Source organism: Staphylococcus sp. 231237_7MaSpsaltlick, from assembly GCF_043107035.1.
The window spans coordinates 628,990-652,799 of record NZ_JBICNX010000001.1; the positions used below are offsets into that span (position 1 = coordinate 628,990).

Genomic DNA, 23,810 nt, shown 5'->3' on the forward strand with positions numbered 1-23,810 from the left:
TTTTGAAAACCACTATTCTATATGGTAAATCCAATGTTGAAATTGAGTTACCGGATCACAGTATCTTAATCGAACCGCAAGACTTAACTGCACTTGAAGATGATATCGGTGCAATACAAAACGCTTTATGTCACCCTATCGGTACTAGACCTTTGAGCGAAATGGTTCAGGCTCATCAATCTGTAGCTATTGTGATTAGTGATATTACAAGACCAACGCCTAATCATATCCTTGTTCCCTTACTTATAAAAACATTGTCTCATGTACCATTGGAGAATTTTGTAATTATTAATGGTACTGGTACACATCGTGATCAAACTCGTGAAGAGCTTGTCCAAATGTTAGGTGAAGACATCGTTAAAAATATCAAAATAGTTCATAATCATTGTAATGATAAAACAACCTTAAGCAAAGTTGGGCATAGTAAATATGGATGTGATGTATATCTAAACAAATCATATGTTGAGGCGGATTTCAAAATTGTTACCGGCTTTATTGAACCACATTTCTTTGCTGGTTTTTCAGGTGGTCCTAAAGGTATCATGCCAGGAATTGCCGGTATTGAAACAATTATGACCTTCCATAATGCTAAAATGATTGGTGATATTCGCTCCACTTGGGGTAATATGACAGATAATCCTGTTCAAGATATGACCCGGGAAATTAATGCCATGTGTAAGCCCGACTTCATGCTCAATGTAACATTAAATAAAGAGAAAGCTATTACTGAAGTTTTTGCCGGAGAATTATATGAAGCCCACGACAAAGGATGTGCTTACGCTAAGAAACATGCCATGTTCAAATGTGATGAACCCTTTGATGTTGTAATAGCTTCTAACTCCGGATACCCTTTAGACCAAAACTTATATCAAACTGTTAAAGGTATGAGCGCTGCACACAAAGTTGTCAAAGAGGGTGGCAGTATTATTATGTTATCAGAATGTAGCGATGGATATCCTAATCACGGAAACTATGCTGAAATTCTTAAAATGGCTAATAGCCCCCAAGCACTCGTCGACATGATTAACGATCCTAACTTCGCTATGTTGGACCAATGGCAAGTTCAAAAACAAGCTGTTATTCAAACATTTGCAGATGTTTATTTATATTCCAAACTCACTGATGAACAGACTAAAGACGCTATGCTATATCCAGTTACTGAAATTAATGACACACTAAAAATGCTTGAAAGCAAATATGGGAAAGATATGACAATTGGCGTTATGCCGTTAGGACCACTAACGATTCCATACGTTGAATCATAAATTAGGAGGAATAATAATGTTAACTGATACTTTAAATAAAGAACAAAATTTAGAAAATATTCTTAAAGATATGAACAAAGTGATTATAGCTTTTTCTGGAGGCGTAGATAGTAGTCTAGTTTTAAAAAAGGCTATTGATGTATTAGGTCATGCAAATGTTAAAGCAGTTATAGTCAAATCTGAGTTATTTAGACATGAAGAATTCGACCAAGCTATTCAACTAGCAAATCAACTTAACGCGCCAATAATAGAGGCTGAAATTGAAGAATTGAAAGATCCACACATTATTGAAAATACACCTGATAGTTGGTATTACAGCAAGTGCTTATTATACTCAAAATTAGAAGCGTTAAGAAAGAAATACAACTTTAACTATGTGCTTGACGGCATGATCATGGACGACTTAGATGATTTCAGACCAGGATTAAAAGCAAGAACAGAATTTAATGTGAGAAGTATATTACAAGAAGCGGATTTATATAAATCCGAAGTAAGAGAAATCAGTAAGGCCAATGGATTACCAGTTTGGGATAAACCGGCATTATGTAGTCTTGCTTCTCGTATTCCTTATGGGGAAACATTGAATTTTGACAAGGTAAATAAAGTCAATGAAGCAGAAAAATATATTCTAAGCCTAGATATTAGCAATGTTAGAGTACGTTACCACCATAATATCGCTAGAGTAGAAGTTAATGATATCGACATTCCAACCGTAGTACAGTATCGAAAACAAATAACACTACGCCTTAAAGAACTTGGCTTTGACTACGTAACGATAGATTTAGAAGGCTATCGTACAGGAAGTATGAACGAAGTCATCGATTCATTAGATGCATATTAAATTCATAAAGGTGGCATAACTATGACTGACAAGCAAGATTCTCTAGATTCATTGCTTCAAGCTGTCCAATCAAATCAACTTTCTATTTCAGAAGCCAAGACTAAATTAAGTCATTATGACGAATTAGGTTTTGCCAAAATTGATTTGCATAGGAGGCAACGCCAAGGCTTTCCAGAAGTTATTTTTGGTGAAGGAAAAACAACTTCACAAATCATAGATATCATCAGCACTTTACTCGTACATGAAGAGGTTGTTCTAGTTACAAGAGTTGACCATGATAAAGCGCAAGATATTATAGCTAAGTATAGTCATCTTGAATATCATGAAACAGCTCGTATTATTTGTACCCCTATAAACAATATCTCAAAATCTAAATATTACACGTCTATAATTTGCGCCGGAACTTCTGATTTACCAGTTGCAGAAGAAGCAGCTGTTACTGCTGAAGTAATGGGCATACATGTAAAACGTTTTTATGATGTAGGTGTGTCAGGTATCCATCGTTTATTTTCACATATAGAAGCAATTAGACAAGGTAAAGTTTCAATCGTCGTTGCAGGTATGGAAGGCGCCCTTTCAAGTGTAGTATCAGGATTAGTAGATCACCCAGTTTACTCTGTTCCTACTAGTATAGGTTATGGTGCGAATTTAGAAGGCGTTACAACGCTATTATCAATGGTTAATTCCTGTGCGCCAGGAACAAGTGTCCTCAATATAGATAATGGTTTTGGTGGCGGTTATAATGCTGCGATGATTATAAAAATGATTGAAGCTTATTAGAAAGGAGTGAAACAATATGCCTAATGCAATTTATTTAGATTGTCACGCAGGTATTGCAGGTGATATGTTACTATCTGCACTTGTCGATTTAGGTGCAGATGTAAACTATATTGAAAAGTACTTAAATGAGTTGCCTTTAAACAAATTTAAGTTAAACTTTTCTTCTCAAAATAAACAAGGTATTCAAGCCACATCATTATCAATCGATTATGAACCAGCACATCACCATAGAAAAGCTACAGATATTTTTAAAATGATAACAGAAAGCGCCTTGCCTGTTAGAGTAAAAGAACGAAGTATCCAAGTATTTGATGTTATTGCACATGCAGAAGCAAAAATTCATGGCATGTCAGTTGAAAACGTACATTTTCATGAAGTAGGTGCGATGGATTCAATCATTGATATTATCGGCAGTTGTTTAGCATTAGAATACTTAAACATTGATTCTTTACTCGCTTCCCCGGTTCCTACCGGACACGGAAAAATCAATATTGCACATGGTATTTATCCTGTACCCGCGCCCGCAACTGCTGAAATACTCAAAGGTATCCCGCTTGCCGCATTTGATGTAGCAAGCGAATTAACGACCCCGACAGGCGCTGGTTTTATTAAAGCATTAGTATCAGAAGTCGGGCCACTACCAAGTGTCACAATATCGAATATTGGTTATGGTTGTGGTACCAAAGATTTTGATTTTCCAAATATATTACGTGCAGTTCAATTTTCTAAAAAAGAAGCAACTCCTGCTCAAGTTCAAGTATTAGAATGCCAACTTGATGACATGACACCAGAAATGCTTGGATTTTTTATGGAACAAGTGATAGACGATGGTGCTTTGGACGTTTATTACACGCCTATTACAATGAAAAAGAGTCGTCCAGCTACACAACTAACAGTTATTTGTAGTCTTACGCAAGCACAATATTTCGAAAACTATATACTCAAATATACGACATCATTAGGTGTGCGTAGTTATACAGTAAACCGAAAAATCTTACATCGTCAATTTCAAACCGTACATACAGATTACGGCGCAATATTAGTGAAATTAGGTATGTTTGGTGACAAAATTATAAAAGCAAAACCTGAATTTGAAGATGTTCGGAATGCTGCGATTCAATCAGGAACGCCTTTTGCTACCGTATATAACGACATACAAATAACTATACAAAAGCACATTAATATTGATATGGATTAACTCAACACTAATATAAATAAAACTAAATCACGGCGTAACCATAATATTAAAAACCAAAAGTATTACAGAGCTCATAATGCTAAAAAATGAGTTCGTTTACTTCTTCAATAATATTTATTTATCAATCCTTCTAGTTTGAATTGTATCCTCAAACAAATATAAACGCACTTCCATTCATTAGTTGAAGGGAGGTGCGTTTTTTGAACTTGATTTATAATGTTACAGGTTCCCTGAAAATTCATCCAAGTTCAAGCTAATATTATTTAACTGAAGGGCCTAATTCGATATGTGCGCTGTCTAGAGCAAGTTCTAATACTTCAATTACTTGAATACTGTGTTCTAACTTTTGCGTAGCTATATCAAAGTTTTTCTCATTAATTATTTCGGCAATTTTTACAAATTCTTCGTACATGCGATGTTCATGTTGATTAACCTGATATGACTGTGCACCACCATCGTTATATTTTAATTCAAAGGCTTTTAATTCATTTGTAGGACCTTTAATATTTATTGTTGCTTTATCCCCTTGAATATAAGATTGATTATCTGAACTAGAGTCTTTCGCACCTATACATACAACTTTTATACCGTCATAATTTAATTGTAAAATGCCAGACGTATCGATATTATTTTCTATGTTTGCAAAGTAGGCTACTCCGTTTGGTTTACCAAATAAAGCAATTGCCAAATGGATATTGTAAACATTGATATCCATTAACGCTCCGCCACCTTTAGTTGGATCAAATGCAGGTTGAATAATATCTTTTTTAAAATCATCATACCTTGATGAATACTGCGAATAATTAAATTGTGCAATCTTACTATCCCCTATTTCATGTAAGGAGCGTTTTAATGCGTCAAAATTATTCAAATATAGATTAGTAATGGCTTCTATAATAATAACTTGATGAACTTCAGCAAGATTTTTTAATTCTAATAATTCTGCTTTTGTTAATGTAAATGGTTTTTCACATATAACATGTTTATGTTGTTTAATTGCCTTACGTGCGTAATCAAAGTGCAAATGATTTGGTACGGCTAGATATATAGTGTCGATTGTGTCATCTGCTAAAAACACATCATAACTATCATAAATATGCTTAATATTAAATTGCTTTTGTAACTTCTCTACATTTTCCGGATTTCTCCCTGAAGAAACAAGACTCTGAAAATTATATTCTGCTATTTGCTCCATCACAGGTAGCGCTTCTTTAACAATTTTTCCCGCCCCAACAATTCCAATGTTCATAAATCATTCCCCTTTTTAATTTATTTGTATTTTTTATTTTAATAATTAATTACATAAATATAGTGTACTTTATAGGCGCATTTAATTCAAAATCAATAATACAAAATCATTAGATTTGTTTTTAAAAGTAATTTGGTGGTATACACTTAATATAAAGGCATAAAATCACATTTGCATTTTTATGTGTAAGGAGGGCTATAAGATGTCCATATTTTATTTTATAATATTTTTAATAATAGTCGTGGTTTTCTTCCTACTCATCAAGAAACTATACAGGAATGAAGCTTCGGTGAATAAAAGAAAGCGTAAACGTGAAAAAAGAGTAGAAAACTATATTAACGAAGCGTTCAAAATAGAAAATTTACAAGCTATCAAAGAAACATCGGAACATATTACTTTAGCTTATCCTAAAGAAAAATTGAACGTTCCACACAGTAATGTTTCTCAAGTCCAAGACGAAAATGAAGAAAAACTAGTTACTGATTTTGAATTGCCAACCGATATTCAAAGAGAAGAAGTGTATAATTATGCAATTAAACACACACATTTTTATATTGCACATGCACGTTATGATAGACTTCAGGAACAAGATAATCAGTAAATTCAATAAGTTAATCTATTAATTTTTTAAGGAGGCTTTATATATGACACCAATTGTAAAAGTATATTCAAATGATGAAGAAATCGAAGTAAATATTAATACACTAAAAGATCAAAAAATAAATGCAAAAGATGTCTTTGTATTAACTCATGACCCTGATCGTACAGAAAGAATTGTAAATAATACCGAAGTATCCGGTATTAATTACAATCGCTCTAACGTGGGAGATGAAGTAGCTAAGCAAGGGGACCAATTGCGTGAAAAGTTACAAACCCTAGGTGTTTCTGAAGAAGATTCTCAAAAATACGAAGAACTCATGGATCAAGGCAAAGTCTTATTAATCGTTACTGATTCTCGTGCAAGAGATGTTTTATAATACTAATAATTATCGACACAAATAATAACGACCTTCCACAATTATTAAATTGGATGGAAGGTCGTTTTATATGTACTTTGTACATTTATAATTAAGACTAAAGTTGATTAAAATTATTTACTTGTACGTCAGTTATTTTATCAATTTCTACTTGTTGGTCTTTTGGCTCTGTAACATGTAAATATTGCGAATCGTTATTATCCTCTATTGCTTTAACAGTTATTCGCTCATGTTCAACAGTTTCTACAATAATGTCTGAATGTTTAGATAACGCCTCTTTAATATGATTTTTATCCATACGGGATCCCCCTTATATGTCAAGATCTTATAATTGCTATACCCGACATTCATTTTTCCAAACGACATGGATTTGGCTTAGTTTAGACACTTAAAATTACACTGAAATTCATTTTTATTCGACGTTTGATGTATACGCCTTAGTTTACCTTTTTAATTAACTTAAAATAACCTCGGCTAATTCTTCAGGCGTTGTTTTACCAAAATAGTATGTAACGTCTAACTCATTTAATGCTGCTATAATATCGTCTTTTACTACCCGAACACCTTGTAGTTGATTTTCAACATCACTAATATCACCTTGCCCAAAGAAATCACCATAAATACGACATGCTGAAATTCGACCTTGTTCAACTGCCAAACTAATGTCAATCGTTCCTGCTACTAATCGCGCATCCCGATTATATTCATAACGTGGAGAACGCCCATAATTCCACTCCCAGTTATTGTATTTTTTCTCAAGCATATCATCAATCGCTTTCCAATCTTTATCTGTTAAAATATAGCGTTTAGCATCACTTAAATCATCAACACCTAGCACTTGCTTAACCATTAGATTTTTAAATGTTTCTATTGTTATATTTTGATATTCTGATGCTAAGTATGGTCGAATACTACCGACACGAGAACGTACTGATTTAATACCTTTAGATTCGATTTTTTTGCGATTTGGTTTAAGAACATTAACCATGGGTTCATAATCTACATCTAACAATAGAGAGTAACCGCCATAAATTCTGCCTTTAATCAGTGTCATAGCTGCTCCAGATACCTTTTTACCATTAATTGCTAAATCATTACGCCCACTTTGTTCTACTTCAGTGGCTCCAAGCTGATGTAATGCTTGAATACCCGGTTCATAAAATTTTTTAAAATTACCATAAATTGTATCATCTTTTTCTAGAATACAGCACATATTCACTGCACCACGGTCTACATATACCGCTCCGCCTCCTGTATCACGACGCACAATTTTAATATCATTTTGTTCTAAATAATCTTGGTTAATTTCTACAGCAGTATTTTGAAAACGACCTATCTCTACTTTAGGATCACAATAATATGGGAAAAGTATATCTTCATTTAAAAATATGTTTTCACTTACATATACTTGCATAGCCAATGATACAGCACCATCAGTTATATATTCACCATTTCTAATCGGTTCAATTAAATACATAGCCATCTCCTATTCAGTTAATTTTTTATTCGCTTCTAAAATCAGTGTTGAAATATCATCAGTTAAATGTATTGTTCTCTCTCGTATATCTTCTGGGATACGATAAGCTTTTTTATTCAAGGTCATGAATAATGCGTTTGGATTTTGTCGTGTCATACGTTGAAAAGGATGTTTCACAAATTGTGGTGTCGTGTAGCCAATACCTATTTCTAGATAAAGCACTTTACCTTCTTTATGCGTATTAAGAAATTGATTATAACGCGACAATTGTTCCACAAAATCTGCATCTTCCACCATTCCAACTTGTGCCTTACGTTTATTAATCTCCATAGGCGCATCACATTTTGGGCAATGCGGCACTAATTCCCTAGGTATCTTCATACCTTCCTGTTGCGCTACCATTTGGCGTATCGCGTCATCGTCACGATAGGTTTGAGCATGACAATGTTGGCTACATTGCCATAAAATATACTCTCCTTGAATATGAAAAACTTTTTCTAAATCATAATCTGCTACTGCAAAAGCGTTATCAGCATTTGTTGTAATAATATGGTGATCTTTTGCTTCTAAAATTTGTTTTAATGCTACATAAGAGGCACCTACAGGTTGATCTAAATAGTTTAGTGCAACAAAACGACTTTCAAACGCCCAATACTCTTGCCAACTTTCAAAAGGATGTAGACTTGCCTGTAACATATCGAAGAAGCCGTATTTGGCTATAAAATCTGGAAAATGTTGCGTGAACCTTTCTCCGATATAAGTAAATCCATCTGCAGCAGACATACCGGCACCAATACCTACTACAACAGCGTCCGCTTCCGCTAACGCATCAGCTAATTGATCAGCTTGTTGGTCATATGTTGTCGTTAAGACGTCCCATGTTGATTCAGTCATTATGTTTCAAGCCCTCCTTGTATAACTTAGCATCTATATCAGTAAACACATTGAATATTACTTTAATTGCTGATTGATGGGTTTGTTTATAATTCAACACCGTATCTATAGCAATTCGAGAGGCTTCTGCTTGTGGAAAACCAAAGACTCCTGTAGAAATACAACAAAAAGCAATACTCTTTAGTTGATGCTTGTCTGCTATTTCTAAACAGTTTCGATAGCATCGCGCAAGCAAATCACGATTCATTCGTGACACTGGCGTTTTACGTATTTGTGGTCCAACTGTATGAATAACATAATTTGCAGGTAAATTATAAGCATCTGTAATTTTCGCTTTACCCACGCCTTCTTGTTTTCCTTGGCTTTCTATTAGCTCTGCGCATGCTAAACGTAACTGTACACCTGCTTTTGTATGAATAATATTATCTATACAATTATGATTCGGTTCAAAACAACCTAACAACTTACTATTGGCCGCATTCACAATTGCATCTACTTGTAATTGCGTAATATCACCTTGCCATAAATAAATATCGTTATCTAAGCATGGTGTTAAAGACGCCATATCGGTCACTTGTTGTTTATTATATTGATTTAATAATGCATCTTGTACATCAATAAAATCTTTAGATATACCTTTTGCTGGCCTTATATTTATTAAACTTCTAAACATCTCCCAACGTGCTTGTTCTGTATCAGGTAAGTCTAATGTTTTATCACCATTTGCCTCATGCCATAAATATTCAATCAAATACGCTAAGCGTTCTACTTGTTGCATGTTTTATGCCTCTGGAAGTGCATTAAAGGCTGCTTCATCAACGTTTTCTAATTTTACTAACCAGTTCTCTTCTGGCTTTTCAGAATTTAAAAGCGTCGGCTCATCTTCTGCCTTGGTATTACGTGCCACAATTTTACCTGCTAATGGAGATTGTACGTCTAAAACTGTTTTTGAAGCTTCGATACTGACAATTTCATCGTCAACTTTCACATTATCTTCACCCATAAACGCCACATAACCTACAGTTCCTACATCATCTTGTAATTCTGGTGTCATTCTATAAACATATTGTTCTCCTGTTTTTTCAATCCATAAGTAATTCGCTAATTTTTTCATTTATATCTTCCTTTCTTTAATTATAAATTCATTTCTGCAATCAATTCTATTGTGCGACTCCGATTTTCGAAACCTGGTATTAATGGGACAATCATAAGTTCGTCTGCATCAAATGTTTCTATTATTTGCTCTAGTTGGCTTTGAACAGTTGCTTTTGTCCCAACAACCATACGTGCGCGATTTTGTGCAATTAACTGTTTATCTCTTTCTGACTTTTGATAATCTTGAGCTGTCGCTATTGATGGCATACGATTAAATTCTGCAAATTGTTTTTTACCCAACAGCCAAACATCTAATGCTTGTGCTAATAATGAGGCATATTCCTCATTGTCAGCAACTACAGTAAACACCGTGGTCATAACTATAGGATTCATATTTAACTTAGTCGGTTTAAATGACGCTCTATAAGCTTGAACACTTGCTTTAGCGTTTTGGATGGCCGTAGCATTTGGTAATAAGAATGTTCCTAAAGTATACCCCATTCCTACTTCGCCTGCCATTTTCGCGGAATCAACACTTGTACTTAACAACCACATTTGAGGAACTGTCGTAATACTTGGTTGTGCTAACACATTATCTAATCGTTGTTCTGTGTTATTTTCAGTTAAATAATCTCTTATGTCTAATATAGACTGCTCGTAGTCTAAAAAGTAAGATTTTGTTTCATTAAGTGCTTTTTTCACACTGGAGGTACCCGGATTATTACCAATACCTAAATCTACTCTCATTGGGTAAAACGCCTCTAACAATCGAAAGTTTTCCGCCACTTTAAATGGACTATAGTGTGGTAACATCACACCACCCGAACCTAGCCGTATACGTTGTGTCTTTGCTAACAGTTGCATCATCATTAACTCTGGGCTAGCACAAGCAAACGCTGGAACGTTATGGTGTTCCGTGATCCAAAACCGTTTATAACCTAATTCATCTGCTAATTGTGCTAACTTTACAGTGTCTTGTAAGGCACCTTCCGCCGTTTGTCCTTCATCAATGACAGCATAATCTAATATGTTCAACTTTACCAAGTTTAAATTCACTCCCGTTATACCACATACATATGCTTTTCTATATTTATTACTTATAGCAATGTAAAATTAAATTGTATTTAGTCAGAATATCAAATTCAACACATATTACTCTCACTTTATAGAATAACGGATATAGAAATATTTTGTTATATTTTGCTTATAAAATGTCGAAATTTCTTGTTTAATTGACCATTCTGTCACATTAATGTTAATTTTAAATTACATATTACAACAAAGAATGAGGTCAAAGCTATGATAAATAATTTTGATTCACTTTTCAAAACAATTACACTGCCCAACGGAGTTAACTTAAATAATCGTTTTGTACTTTCACCCATGACGACTAATTCCTCTACACAAAATGGTCATATTACAGCCCAAGACTTGCGTTATGCACAAAGACGTTCACATGCAGCGCCACTTCAAGTAACTGGTGCTGCTTATATAGAACCATATGGTCAACTTTTTGAATATGGATTTAGTATTATTGATGACAGCTGTATCCCAGGTTTAAAAAAATTAGCTACTGCCATGAAACAAGATGGTAATAAAGCTATTTTGCAACTTACACATGCAGGTAGATTTTCAAACCAAGCTATTTTAAATTTTGGTCAAGTATACGGACCTAGTCCTATGTCATTACATTCACCTATCCAACATGAAGTGTTGGCAATGTCACAAACAAAGATTGACGCTGTGATTAAACAATACGCAGATGCAACTTCACGTGCCATTCAGGCTGGATTTGATGGTGTTGAAATCTCCGCAGCACAACGCCTACTCATTCAAACCTTTTTTTCTACATTTTCTAATCAACGTACGGATCAATACGGATCACAAAATTTAAGGAATCGTGCACGTATAGGCTTAGAGATATTAGCTGCTGTGCAATCTGTTATCGATAAGGAGGCTCCACCTAACTTTATACTAGGTTATCGTGCCACACCTGAAGAAACACGCGGGAGCGACATTGGTTATACAATTGACGAATTCAACCAACATCTAGACTGGGTTTTAGAAACCGCAGATATACAATATCTGGCAATTGCTAGTTGGGGTCGTCAAATTTACCAAAACAAGGTTCGTTCAGATGGTAATTATAAAGGACAATTTGTAAATGCAGTTGTCCGTGACTACCTAAGAGGCAGAGTACCTGTTATTGCTAGTGGTGGAATTAATTCACCTGAAAGTGCCTTGGACGCATTGAAACATGCCGATATGGTTGGTATGTCATCACCTTTTGTAACAGAGCCTGATTTCGTATCGAAATTAGCTAATGGTACTCCTGAAAAAATCAATTTACATGTTACCCTTGAAGATATAGAAGAATTAGCTATCCCATATGCAGCATTTAAAGATATTGTTAAGATGATGGATTACGGCGAAGGTTTAAATAAAGAAACACGTGACGAACTACGTAAACTTGAAGAAAATTATGACCAAGTGGAATATACTGCAGTCGAAAAAAACGCGGAACCATAATACCTTATCTGGTTTTATGGTTTCGCGTTTGTTAATTTAAAATACTATCTAAATATCTAACACAAATGTATAAATTCCAAACTATTTTTTCATATTAGCCGTTTTGCTTAGCAAATGCCTGACCTATCGCATTTAACTTACGAGGGGCGTCATGCACATCCATTTTCACTTCTATAAAATGCATTCTATCTGGTTGTGTTTCAACTTGAAGTAACACCTTTTGGAATTCTTCACTCGTGTTGACATCATGCGTACATACTTCATCTTTACCACCAAAGACAGTTGGTAATAACTTATAATCCCACATTTGGATGTCGTTATACATTTCATTTTCGCCGTGAATTTTACGTTCTACTGTATAGCCATCATTATTTATAACAAATATAATTGGTTTAATTTCTTCCCTTATCATCGTAGATATAGCTTGTACAGTTAATTGTAACGAACCGTCACCAATCAATAATAAGTTTCTACGTTTAGGATCAGCCAATTGTGTACCTAAAGTCGCAGGTAATGTATAACCAATAGAGCCCCACAATGGTTGTCCGATAAATTTATTATGTTGATTTAATGCTAAATCATACGCCCCAAAGAATGAAGTTCCTTGCTCAGCTATAATTACATCTTCATCTTTAATAAAATCCTGCATCATTTTGAAGTAAGTCTCTTGTGTTAAAGGGTCATCATTCAAATCATAATCATGCGCACTTGGACGCTTATATTTCGGAAAATCCGTGTGATTTACATAATTGAGTTTATTTAATCCAGCTAGTAAATCTACTAACGATACATCATTATCTTTCGTTTCATTCATTTTAAAATTATGATGATTAATCATTACTACGTCATCAATATCAAATTGATAAGAATATCCAGCTGTGGCTGAATCTGTCAATTTTGCACCGATATTTAAAATTGCATCACTTTGGTCTACATAGTCTCTTATGGCTTTATCTGCTAATGCGCCATCATAAACCCCCATATAATATGGACTTTCTTCATTAAATGCACCTTTACCTAATGATAATTGTGCAACTGGAATATGGGTTTGTGTTACAAATTTTTCTAAAGCTTCATGTAATCCGAAACTATTAATTTCGTGACCAGTGATGATAACAGGTTGTTCTGCACTTTGTAATTTTCCCACTATCATTTGCATATATTTAGAAACATCCATATGTTGATGTTCTGCTAGTTCAAAAGATGCTGTTACTTCTATCTCGGTATTCGCTACATCGATTGGTAAGTGAATATGAACTGGTCTTTTTTCAAATAATGCAGCATTTATCACTCTCGGAATTTCCGATTGTGCATTTTCAGGCGTGATATAAGCTTGTGCTGTCGTAATTGAATCATACATATTTCTATAGTCATCAAAATGTCCCTCACCTAAGGAATGATGCACATATTTACCAGCTTGTTCAACGGCACGTGTCGGTGCGCCAGTAATTTGAATAACTGGTACACGTTCTGCATATGACCCAGCAATACCGTTTACGGCACTTAGCTCTCCTACACCAAATGTCGTTACCATAGCAGCAATGCCCTTTAACCTTGCATAACCATCTGCAGCATAACTTGCATTTAATTCATTCGTATTGCCAACCCATTCTAAGTCATTACGACTAATAATATCATCTAGAAAGGTAAGGTTAAAATCTCCTGGTACACCAAACACTTTATCTACACCAACATTGCTCAAACAGTCCATTAGATATTGTCCTACACGTTTTTTCATTTTCATTTCCCCTTTACTCTATATCTAATACACTTCAAATTTAACTTATAACATAATAAAGGTCAACAATATTGACTCTTATTATTAAGTGAACCTTCCCGAAATCACTCACATAAATATCAACATTATTAAACTTTAACAACGGTTTGGCGCACGTAAAAGATATTACAGAGGTCTAAGATTACAATGTCCTCCCCTTTTAAAGAGACATCCAATTTAAAACGCAATTAGCTGAAATATTAATAGTGCTATTTCTACTTATAATTAAAAATTCCGAGACATCTAATGATGACCCGGAACACTTTTTTATACGATGCAATTTAGTTTTTCAAAATCGTGAAGAGTTGAGTGGTATTCATACAGTGCTATATTTTAACAAGTTTTGATTTTAATACCGCTAACTGTATATTATACAAACGCTTTAATCTTTCACATCGCCTTTCAAATATTTTACCTCTTGGAATCCTGTACGATACGAAGCAAATTCTTCCATAATTGCATACCAGTCATTACCGACTTTTTTTTGGATATCTCTAAATAAATCATTCTGCGCTTTGTTTAATTCACGAACTAATTTTGTACCTTTTTCAGTAGGATAAAGGGCTTTAATTCGTTTATCAGCTTCTGTCTGTTTTTCAACAATAAATGCTTCATCTTTAAGTTTTTTCAGAGTTGCGTGACTGCCTTGTTTAGAAATTTCCATACTTTTCAAAAGGTTTTTAATTGTAATACCTGGAACTTTTTCTATAAAAAATAAAAATCTGTGATGTTGTCTATTCAAACCATAATCTTCAATTATTTCATCTGCCGTATTTATAAAAGTTTTATACGCAAAGTAAAATAACAAGTTTTCATAATCATTATTGTTTCCTTCCATTCATACTCACATTCCTTATCTATATTAATCACTTTCGTTATAATTATTTTGTCTTTTCCTAGGAAATATATACACAATATAACCATAACATTTTTATAATTATAGCAGACTTACTATTTGTTTAATTCATTATAAACCATTCAACCCTATACCACAGTTGACTCTATACACTTAAATGAAACGATAATAACGTATATATCAATACGACTTTAACCCCTTTTATTGTATATAATACATCATTTTTGCATTCAATTCACAATTAGAAAAAAGGACCATTGCCCCGAAATTGGTAGCAATAGTCCTTTCGCTAATAAAGCAAAAACTAATTCTGCTTTTAATTATTTTTTATTTTCTGAATCGATTTTATTAGAGAATTTTTCAAGTTGTTTCTCGGCAAACGACTTACCGCCAATACCAAACGCAATTGCAAATGCTACAGCTACAGCACCTAAAATTAATAAGAATGCTACGTTAACAATACTTTGCGCAAAGTTTAGCTGATCTAATGTCATAAATACGGAAACAATAATGACTAAATATTTTACAATTTCAGCCAACATACCGTTCCCAGTTGATTTGTTAATAAATTTTGCAACTAAGTTACCACCGATTAATCCTAATGCTAAAATGATTGCAGCAGAAATAACAAGCGGTAAGTAACCGATAATCGCTTCACCAATTTGGTTTAATACAGATAAATTCACTGTGCTAAGCGCTTGAACTGTAAAGAATAAACCAATTAACGTAGTGATTACCCAACTAGCTGCTACTGGAATATCTATGCTATCTTCATTTTTTCCAAAATTAACATATTGATTAAATTTACTTACATTTAAACTTGATAATATGTTTTTCACTAATGTACCTAAAACTTTTGCGATAAATAAACCAATCACTAATATAACTATTGCAACAATAATTTTAGGTGCAAAGTTAAGTATACTGCTCATCATACCTTTAATAGGTTTTGATACTGATTGCATATTTAATGAATCAAATACTGACGGTAAGAACAGTAAGAATACTAAGAAGTATGCTAGCTTACCAAAGGTTTGTATTAAACCTGCTGACTCAGATTTTCCGCTTTCTGCATCTACTAAGCCTTTTTCTTGTAACCAAGACTCAAAACCTAATGCGCCTAGGCCTTTAACTATGATATTCTTAACAATTACTGCAATAATCCAAGCAATAATTAAGAATATTAATGCACCTATAATATTTGGGATAAAACTTATAACACTATCAAGTGCTCCCATTAAAGAATCTAAAATTTTACTCATGTAAATTGCCCCCTTTTTTGGAAAAATACCCTAGAAAAATAAAGATAATCATATTTATATAATTTTTTAAAAAATATTTTTGCAAATCAAGGTAATACTACATATCATTTATTCATCAAACACCAAATAAACATATTACGAAATAATTAATTATAAATTAAGCGAACTATCGATGATATTATTCTTCTAATTAATTTTTATTTATAACTATCAATCTTCTATAATGTCTAGACCTTCACTTCTCAATTGTTCAATTCCTGCTAGCATATGATTGATTTCTTCTTTAGAATGACTTTCCCATGAACCTAATTCTGCAACAATTTTCAATGGCTCAGTAGAACGATATGAGCGCGTTGGATTACCGGGAAACTTCTTGTCTGTAACATTGGGATCATCTTCAAAATCTCCTTGTGGCTCTATGATATAAATGTGTGCGCCTGCTTCTTCTTTGGCTAAAGCTACAGCCAATTCAGCGCCCCATTTTGCTGCTTCTAATGTTCCGGTAAAATAAATATGATTCATGATGCGGTCTTGGTAATTAGATTTTTGCAAAGGCTTCAATAAATCACCTATCTGCAACTGAGCTTTTGTACCATGTAAATATAAATCTTGTTCAAATACTTGCTTTTGATTTTCCATAAAATAGTTCCCCCACATTTCTCTAAAACGTCTTACTATTATATGTTCCAATTAATAAAATAAATAGTCTATAATATTTATTTTTCATATAGTATAATAAACACAAAGGAATATTTCATTGAAATTATTAAACATACTTCCAACAATATCATGCATAGTTTTATATAAATTGAGGATACAAAATTACACTACTATTTTGTATCCTCATACTATTACATGTCGATGATTAACTATTTAAATGCACTAATTCATCCGCTTTATCTGTGAAGACTCCGTCCACTCCCCAATTAGCCAATTGATTTGCTCTCATCTTATTATTTACTGTCCATACATTTAATTCATAGCCAGCATCTTTTATTGCGCGAACACGATTTTTTGTAAGCTTTGCATCTTCAATATTAACAATTGTTGATTCACAAAAATCTAAAAGCGTTCTCCAGTCTCCTTGAAACGCTGCTGCTTTGAAGATAACTGCTCGTTTGTATGCTGGCATATGTACTTCTGCTAATTTTACTAAATAAATATTAAAACTAGATATCAATACATTTAGGCTTTTATCTAAGTCTTTTAATTTTTCAGCTACTTGTTGAACCATGCTTAAAGATAAATCACTACCGTTACTTCCAGTCACACCCTTTAACTCAATGTTTAAATTCATTTGAAATTTATTAGCAAATGTTATTATTTCATCAAAAGTCGGTAATTTTTCATCCTTAAATTTTGAACTGAACCAATTGCCTGCAGAAGCATGCTTAATTTCTTCATACTCCAATTGTGTAATTTCACCAACTATATCTGTGGTTCTATCTAAAAAGTCATCATGAATAATAACGAGTTGTTCATCCTTTGTAATTGCAACATCTAGTTCCACCCATTTTAGTCCAGTCACTTTTGCTGCCGCTTCAAATGCTGCTATAGTATTTTCAGGTGCTTTACTTGATAATCCTCTGTGTCCATATATATTAAACATCTCATCTTCCTTTTCAAATAGATTTTAGTGTAATTATGATATGTCATTTAAGATATTACAAATAATCTAAATGGTTTGTTAAAGTGCCTGACGTAATTTATAGAAAATATAACTTAACAAAAAATCGCCTTTGACACCTTACTAAAGGTATTCAAAGACGACTAATTAATTATTTATTATGCTTTTGAATTTACGTATGATGTAGGATCAACTGAATATTGATTACCTACGCCACCTTGCATACGTTGGAAGTGTAAGTGAGGAGCAGTAGAGTTACCTGTACTACCTGATGCACCGATTTGTTGTCCTTCTTTAACCTGTTGTCCTTTTTGAACATTTAAAGAATTCATATGCATATACCATTGATAGTTATCACTGTTTTTCTCTTGGATAGTAACTTGGTTACCACCCCCATAATTACTCCAACCACTTTGAGTTACTGTACCATCAGTTAATGAATAAACTGGTGTATTTTCATCCATAGCGTAGTCGACACCATAGTGCGCACCGCCCCCATGATATTGACCGTATGGTTGTAATTGACGGTTTTTAGTTAACCAATTTGATGAATTTGAGTTGCTTGTTGAATTTGAATCCGATGTATTGTTTGAAGTACTTTGGTTTGTTGAATCTTGGGCTGTTGTATTAGTTGTTGCATTTGATGTTTCATTTGTTGTTGCATTTGATGTTTCATTTGTTGTTGCATTTGATGTTGCATTTGATGTTGCTTGTGATGTTGCATTCTGTTGTACGTTTTGTTCCCCGTTACCATCATTACGTGTATAACTATCATTGTAGTCTACATTTGATTTTGCTTGTGGTGTTGCTTGTTCAGATGAAGTTTGAGCAGAAACTTCGTCTGAACTATTTCTGTTTTGTGTATCGTTTTGCTTACTACTTTGATTTACATCATAACCATCTTTTTGAACTTCTTCATGGCTTTGATTAGCAGAATAGTTATTATCATTATTTATTGATACATTTGCATTTCCACTTTGATTATTCATAGGGAAATAAAAATAATGATAATTCCCTTCACCATCAATTAAATAGAAATAATATTGTTGTTGATCAAACATAGATTGGTCCCAGTTACCATCTAATGTGTGATGATAGTTCCCACTAGCATCTTGATCAATATAACCATAGTTAAAAATACTATTAGAAGACTGGTTACTTGAATATTGTGAATTAGATTGACCGTTTTCAGATGCTTGTGCCTCTCCTTGTGCTATGCCAATTGCTCCCAATGACAATGTAGCAATCGTTGCTGTAACAAACTTTTTCATAATTAATAAATCCTCCCAAATTTTTTCTTAAGCTAATATATCAGATGAAGTGATTTAATAGAATAGTAGACATCGTTTTTTAATTTACTGGTAATTATTTTGAGATAGCTGTAATTTTTTTGAATATTCCTAATATGGCCTTTTGTTACAGGTTTAAATTATAGAAAAAAGAATAGTAGCTTAGTCTTGTGATACGCTTTTCGAACATAGTCTTGTTGTTCTATTCTATCCAGGATAACTCAGGTGATTTTTTGCTAAAAAGTCTGATTGAATCTTGTATATATGCCACTAACTTTACAAATTAAAAGTTGTACTTTCATAGAATTACCTTTAAAGTGATTCTTTATATCTGTTTAGTTAATAATCACCCATATTAATTAAGACATAATAAAAAACCGAGACATAATTTATGTCTCGGATCGTTTCATGTTTTTTATTAGTTACTATATTACTTTCTTATTAATGCTAAAATACCAGCCACTAATATTAATATGCCTGACAAAATACCGAAAAAACTTATAAAAATGATATTTAAAATACCACCTATAATTAATAATACACCTATTAGTACTCTCTTTCTGTTTATTACACAACTAAGAATCAATGTTATTATACACGTTAATATTACTGCTATGCCCAATCCAGTAATACTCCCACTATCTGTTGCTCCAAATTCTTTACCAATTCCATCGACCATTATAGCGAATAAACCACCTATAATACCGAAGATACTGCCTAGTATTCCTAAAATCATCTCAGCTACTCTATTTGTTTGTTTTTTATCAATATTTTCATTCATTTAAATTACCTCTTTTTATATTTTTTGTTACTACGCTGCTTCGTCTTCAGTAGTTGTCTCTTCTTCTTCACTTTGTTTCATTTCTTCTTCGTACTCTTTATCTATTTCATTCATTTCTTTTTCATATGCTTCATCTTGTTGTTTCATTTCTTCTTCAAATGCTTGGTCTTCTTCTTCCATTTTTTTATTGTACAATTCTTCAACACGTGCTTCTAATTGATCATATTCGATCTCCAGCACTTCATTTTCAACATGATCCATTTTCTCACCATCTGTGAGTTCATTGTATTCATCAACTAATGTATTATACATTTCTGCTGGATATGTTATTTCATCACTTTCATTCTCTTCTATTTCAGCATTAGCTTCTTCATCAGCTTCTGTGTCACTCAAATTTTCTTTATTACTACTTTCTGAAACAGAATTATTATTTGATTGATTACTTATTTCTTTTATATCATCTTTCTTTATCTCCCATTTTGCCTTAACATTTTCAAAATTTGGAGTAGCATCCATTTCTAAAGTATAAGTGTCACTTTCAGGAACATCATATGTAATAAAACCTGACCCAGTATTCCCTTTGTTCAATTGATGTGAAAAACCAGAATATTCTTCACTATCCCCATACCATTCTTGATAATTTTCACCTTTTACCTTCATACTAAAATCAGTCGAATCAACTAACACTTGATCTTTGTTATTATTTTTAAATTTTAAATATACTTTAATAACCCTACCATTTTGCGGTTCACTATATTCATCATAGTTGTTTACGTATTCTACTTTTGCTAATTTCACATCTACACCATCAGCGTCCACCACTTGCCCAATTTTAAAATTCTTCATTGTGTTAGTAGCTTTTGATTTATTATCTTCTTTTCGGTCAGATTTAGTATCTTTACTTTCTGTATTACATCCAGCTAATATACATATGATTAAAACAGCAAAAAACAATAGTTTTTTCATTTTCCCACTCCCCCATTTTACGTTCAACGATAAAATTAATTTATCTCTACTTTAAAATATTTTTAAAGCATACTACATTATCTTATAATACTTTTAGTTAAAATCAATGTATTTTTTGAAATTTGTGTCAATTTCAAAATTATTAATGTATTCTTTTTGAAAAATGTATATATAATACAAAAATGACTTTGGAAACAATTAATTTTGAAACAAAATTACGCACAGTAATTCTCAATTTCTTTAAAAAACTTATATCAAATATGTTTTACTTTTACAGAAAAGGTTCAATATATTTAAAAGGTAAAACTTCATAAAACAAACTCTATAATATGAAAACACCATTCAAATAAAAATAATATATTTTTTATATTATTAATTACATGCTACGATAAACACATCAACTAATAAGTGAGGACATGACATTGAATGATTTGAAAAACAACTATGTAGCAAAAGGTTCAAAAGATTATATTAAAATTATTGTTGCACTCTTTATTTCTGGCTTCACTATCTTTTCGATATTATATAGTGTTCAACCGTTGATTCCACATTTTACAAAGTCGTTTAATGTTAGTGAAACTGTAGCAAGTTTAGCTTTATCTTCTGCAACCATTACCTTAGCTATTGCTATGTTATTTTTTGGCGCACTATCCGAAGTTTTAGGTCGTAAACCGATTATGATTTTTTCGGTAACAACTGTTACGCTTTTAGCACTAGTTCAACCTTTCGTGGTAGATTTTAATACTTTCTTAATCATAAGATTGATACAAGGCGTTTGCTTAGCAGGATTGCCCTCTATAGCTATGGCCTATATTGGGGAAGAAATTTCACCACATAATTTACCTGAAGCCATGGGGATTTATATAAGTGGAAATGCCTTTGGAGGGGCTTTCGGCCGTATATTCACAAGTTTTATTTCTAGTATTTATGGCTATCAAATAGGACTTTTATCTATCGCAATAATAAGCGTCATTGCCACTATAATGTTCGTATTTTTAATTCCTAAGTCTAAACATTTTGAAAAACAGCCTTTTTCTGTAAAAGCATTATTAATTAGTTATTATGATCATTTAACAAATATTCGATTACTCAAACCCTTTATGATTGGCTTTCTGTTACTTGGTTGTAACATAGCCGCATTTAATTATATTGGTTTCGAATTAGCAGATAAGCCATACAATCTACATGATAGTATCATTAGCTTTGTCTATTTATTATTTTTAATAGGTATGATTTCCTCAATATTAAATGCAAAATTACGTACTAAATTAGGTACTTTAAACGCATTAAAATTCAGCATTTTATTACTAATTTTTGGTATAAATATCACTTTATTATCGCCGTTGTCATTTAAAATTATTGGCTTAGCCTTTAGCGTTTATGCATTTTTTAGCGGACATGCAATCGCAAGCGCAGTAGTTACCAGCCGCGCTGAAGACCATAAAGCCCAAGCTTCTAGTCTATACTTGTTGTTCTATTATATGGGGTCTTCTGTTGGAGGTACTTTAGCCGGTGTATTTTATAATTACATTCAATGGCCTGGCGTTGTTTTAATGATCACTGGTTTTATGATTATTGCCTTTGTTATTTCACTTACCATTAAACAAAAATAGGCTTGGAAATCTAATTTTAAGATTCCCAAGCCTAAGTTATTATTTACATTCAAACTTTTACTATTTTATTGTATCCATTTGTGCTTCAAATTCATCAAGTAATTCACGGGCTTCGTCTGTCGTATTTGTACTCATTAACTGGTGTCTTAATTCACTGGCGCCCCTAATGCCACGTACATATATTTTAAAGAATCTACGTAAAGGTTTAAATAAACGTGATTCATTTTTTGAATGTTTGTCAAACAGGTCCAGATGTAACCTTAATAAACCTAAAAGTTCTTCACTTGTATGTTCTCGTGGTTCTTTTTCAAATGCATAAGGGTTATGAAAAATACCGCGCCCAATCATCACGCCATCAATTCCATACTTTTCCGCAAGCTCAAGCCCCGTTTTTCTGTCTGGAATATCTCCATTAATTGTTAACAATGTATCTGGCGCTATTTCATCACGGAGTTTTTTAATTTCTCCAATCAATTCCCAATGTGCATCTACTTTACTCATTTCTCTACGTGTACGAAGATGAATTGATAGATTGGCAATGTCCTGTTCAAATACATGTTTCAACCAATCTCTCCATTCATCTATTTCAGAATAACCGAGTCTTGTTTTCACGCTTACTGGTAGACCTCCGGCTTTTGCTGCTTGAATAATTTCAGCTGCGGTTTCAGGGCGTTGTATTAAACCTGAACCTTTACCCTTCGTTGCAACATTTGCTACGGGACACCCCATATTCAAATCGATACCTTTAAAGCCCATCTCAGCCATACCAATACTCATTTCACGAAAATGCTCAGGTTTATCTCCCCAAATATGAGCGACCATTGGCTGCTCATCTTCCGTAAATGTTAAGCGACCACGTACGCTGTGTATACCTTCAGGATGACAAAAACTTTCTGTATTTGTAAACTCAGTGAAAAATACATCAGGTCTTCCAGCCTCGCTAACAACATGACGAAAGACAACATCTGTAACATCTTCCATAGGTGCTAAAACAAAAAATGGACGTGGTAATTCACGCCAAAAATTTTCTTTCATAATATATTTAAACCTTCTTATCTATTATTATCTCGAATTTTTATCCATGACGATATTACCACAAAAAGTCAACTTACACAAAAGGAAGTTACCTAAGGAAAAACTATCTAAATAAACCTTACTATCAACATGTTACAAAGAAGATAAGGGGCCTACTTTTATTAATAAATCAGATTTCACATAAAGTGACGAACTATCTCATTTGAAATTTGAGAATACTGCAAAAAGTATAGGTGAAATTGTAACTGACTAATACGTCACCTAAACTTTTTCAATAAATTACTTGAAAACAACAGAAT

Annotated in this window: 24 protein-coding genes; 8 read left to right on the plus strand and 16 right to left on the minus strand. The window is 33.0% G+C overall.

Translation table 11 applies throughout. The features are described 5' to 3' along the window. Positions 1–2 precede the first annotated feature (2 nt). The 4 genes from larA to larC are packed head-to-tail and all read left to right on the plus strand — an operon-like array spanning position 3 to position 4,084. A complete protein-coding gene (gene larA, locus ACF91D_RS03040; protein ID WP_069793217.1) occupies positions 3–1,265 on the plus strand; it encodes a nickel-dependent lactate racemase in 1,263 nt (420 codons plus the stop codon). A 16-nt stretch (positions 1,266–1,281) separates the two neighbouring features. Continuing rightward, positions 1,282–2,106 (plus strand): ATP-dependent sacrificial sulfur transferase LarE, encoded by an 825-nt coding sequence (gene larE / locus ACF91D_RS03045; RefSeq protein WP_039067524.1) that lies wholly within the window; start codon positions 1,282–1,284, stop codon positions 2,104–2,106. Positions 2,107–2,127: 21 nt separating this feature from the next. Further along, positions 2,128–2,886, plus strand: coding sequence for a nickel pincer cofactor biosynthesis protein LarB (gene larB / locus ACF91D_RS03050; RefSeq protein ID WP_327621006.1), 759 nt, complete (start codon positions 2,128–2,130; stop codon positions 2,884–2,886). Positions 2,887–2,902: 16 nt separating this feature from the next. Further along, positions 2,903–4,084 carry a nickel pincer cofactor biosynthesis protein LarC gene (gene larC, locus ACF91D_RS03055; RefSeq protein WP_327621007.1) on the plus strand — a complete coding sequence of 394 codons (1,182 nt, stop codon included), beginning with the start codon at positions 2,903–2,905 and terminating at the stop codon, positions 4,082–4,084. Positions 4,085–4,343: 259 nt separating this feature from the next. On the opposite strand, the gene ACF91D_RS03060 is transcribed toward larC, so the two are convergent. After that, positions 4,344–5,333 (minus strand): Gfo/Idh/MocA family protein, encoded by a 990-nt coding sequence (locus tag ACF91D_RS03060; protein ID WP_101094082.1) that lies wholly within the window; start codon positions 5,331–5,333, stop codon positions 4,344–4,346. A 202-nt stretch (positions 5,334–5,535) separates the two neighbouring features. Between ACF91D_RS03060 and ACF91D_RS03065 the strand changes: the two genes are divergently transcribed. Further along, complete coding sequence (locus ACF91D_RS03065; protein WP_318759623.1) at positions 5,536–5,934, plus strand: hypothetical protein; 399 nt, start codon at positions 5,536–5,538, stop codon at positions 5,932–5,934. 43 nt (positions 5,935–5,977) lie between these two features. Then, the gene (locus ACF91D_RS03070) at positions 5,978–6,310 is read left to right on the plus strand and encodes a YflT domain-containing protein (protein ID WP_101050210.1); all 333 of its coding nucleotides are present in this window, start codon (positions 5,978–5,980) and stop codon (positions 6,308–6,310) included. A 97-nt stretch (positions 6,311–6,407) separates the two neighbouring features. On the opposite strand, the gene ACF91D_RS03075 is transcribed toward ACF91D_RS03070, so the two are convergent. From ACF91D_RS03075 to ACF91D_RS03100, 6 genes are all read right to left on the minus strand, one after another. Further along, positions 6,408–6,608, minus strand: a complete 201-nt coding sequence (locus tag ACF91D_RS03075; protein ID WP_327621009.1) for a hypothetical protein — start codon at positions 6,606–6,608, stop codon at positions 6,408–6,410. Between the two features lie 156 nt (positions 6,609–6,764). After that, complete coding sequence (gene lplA, locus ACF91D_RS03080; RefSeq protein WP_107549790.1) at positions 6,765–7,787, minus strand: lipoate--protein ligase; 1,023 nt, start codon at positions 7,785–7,787, stop codon at positions 6,765–6,767. 9 nt (positions 7,788–7,796) lie between these two features. Continuing rightward, the gene (locus ACF91D_RS03085; protein WP_327621010.1) at positions 7,797–8,681 is read right to left on the minus strand and encodes an NAD-dependent deacetylase; all 885 of its coding nucleotides are present in this window, start codon (positions 8,679–8,681) and stop codon (positions 7,797–7,799) included. Further along, positions 8,674–9,459, minus strand: coding sequence for a protein-ADP-ribose hydrolase (locus ACF91D_RS03090; protein ID WP_101094085.1), 786 nt, complete (start codon positions 9,457–9,459; stop codon positions 8,674–8,676). The genes ACF91D_RS03085 and ACF91D_RS03090 overlap by 8 nt, the downstream gene beginning before the upstream one ends. 3 nt (positions 9,460–9,462) lie before the next feature. Then, positions 9,463–9,795: a glycine cleavage system H family protein gene (locus tag ACF91D_RS03095; protein WP_039067536.1), complete on the minus strand. Its 333-nt coding sequence runs from the start codon at positions 9,793–9,795 to the stop codon at positions 9,463–9,465. A gap of 20 nt (positions 9,796–9,815) precedes the next feature. Beyond that, positions 9,816–10,820, minus strand: coding sequence for an LLM class flavin-dependent oxidoreductase (locus ACF91D_RS03100; RefSeq protein WP_107549792.1), 1,005 nt, complete (start codon positions 10,818–10,820; stop codon positions 9,816–9,818). A gap of 258 nt (positions 10,821–11,078) precedes the next feature. On the opposite strand from ACF91D_RS03100, the gene ACF91D_RS03105 reads away from it, so the two are divergent. Beyond that, entirely contained in the window at positions 11,079–12,305 is a 1,227-nt protein-coding gene (locus tag ACF91D_RS03105) for an NADH-dependent flavin oxidoreductase (RefSeq protein ID WP_392436475.1), read from the plus strand. A gap of 94 nt (positions 12,306–12,399) precedes the next feature. Here ACF91D_RS03105 and ACF91D_RS03110 read toward each other — a convergent pair whose 3' ends face one another. The 8 genes from ACF91D_RS03110 to ACF91D_RS03145 form a co-directional block, all read right to left on the minus strand. Beyond that, positions 12,400–14,043: an alpha-keto acid decarboxylase family protein gene (locus tag ACF91D_RS03110; protein ID WP_107548879.1), complete on the minus strand. Its 1,644-nt coding sequence runs from the start codon at positions 14,041–14,043 to the stop codon at positions 12,400–12,402. A 421-nt stretch (positions 14,044–14,464) separates the two neighbouring features. Continuing rightward, on the minus strand, positions 14,465–14,920 hold the full coding sequence (locus ACF91D_RS03115) for a MarR family winged helix-turn-helix transcriptional regulator (protein WP_039067542.1): 456 nt from the start codon (positions 14,918–14,920) through the stop codon (positions 14,465–14,467). Positions 14,921–15,258: 338 nt separating this feature from the next. After that, complete coding sequence (locus tag ACF91D_RS03120; protein WP_327621011.1) at positions 15,259–16,200, minus strand: mechanosensitive ion channel; 942 nt, start codon at positions 16,198–16,200, stop codon at positions 15,259–15,261. A gap of 210 nt (positions 16,201–16,410) precedes the next feature. Beyond that, the gene (gene arr / locus ACF91D_RS03125) at positions 16,411–16,839 is read right to left on the minus strand and encodes an NAD(+)--rifampin ADP-ribosyltransferase (RefSeq protein ID WP_039067545.1); all 429 of its coding nucleotides are present in this window, start codon (positions 16,837–16,839) and stop codon (positions 16,411–16,413) included. A gap of 226 nt (positions 16,840–17,065) precedes the next feature. Further along, positions 17,066–17,809, minus strand: coding sequence for a glycerophosphodiester phosphodiesterase family protein (locus tag ACF91D_RS03130; RefSeq protein WP_107549794.1), 744 nt, complete (start codon positions 17,807–17,809; stop codon positions 17,066–17,068). A gap of 176 nt (positions 17,810–17,985) precedes the next feature. Beyond that, positions 17,986–19,098, minus strand: coding sequence for a M23 family metallopeptidase (locus ACF91D_RS03135; RefSeq protein ID WP_392436459.1), 1,113 nt, complete (start codon positions 19,096–19,098; stop codon positions 17,986–17,988). 448 nt (positions 19,099–19,546) lie between these two features. Beyond that, entirely contained in the window at positions 19,547–19,897 is a 351-nt protein-coding gene (locus ACF91D_RS03140) for a DUF4064 domain-containing protein (RefSeq protein WP_327621013.1), read from the minus strand. 30 nt (positions 19,898–19,927) lie between these two features. Further along, complete coding sequence (locus ACF91D_RS03145) at positions 19,928–20,863, minus strand: DUF4352 domain-containing protein (RefSeq protein WP_327621014.1); 936 nt, start codon at positions 20,861–20,863, stop codon at positions 19,928–19,930. A 422-nt stretch (positions 20,864–21,285) separates the two neighbouring features. On the opposite strand from ACF91D_RS03145, the gene ACF91D_RS03150 reads away from it, so the two are divergent. After that, positions 21,286–22,476: an MFS transporter gene (locus tag ACF91D_RS03150; protein WP_392436462.1), complete on the plus strand. Its 1,191-nt coding sequence runs from the start codon at positions 21,286–21,288 to the stop codon at positions 22,474–22,476. A 60-nt stretch (positions 22,477–22,536) separates the two neighbouring features. Here the strand turns inward: ACF91D_RS03150 and ACF91D_RS03155 are convergent, their stop codons facing one another. After that, complete coding sequence (locus ACF91D_RS03155) at positions 22,537–23,511, minus strand: tRNA dihydrouridine synthase (protein WP_101094091.1); 975 nt, start codon at positions 23,509–23,511, stop codon at positions 22,537–22,539. Positions 23,512–23,810: the final 299 nt, after the last annotated feature.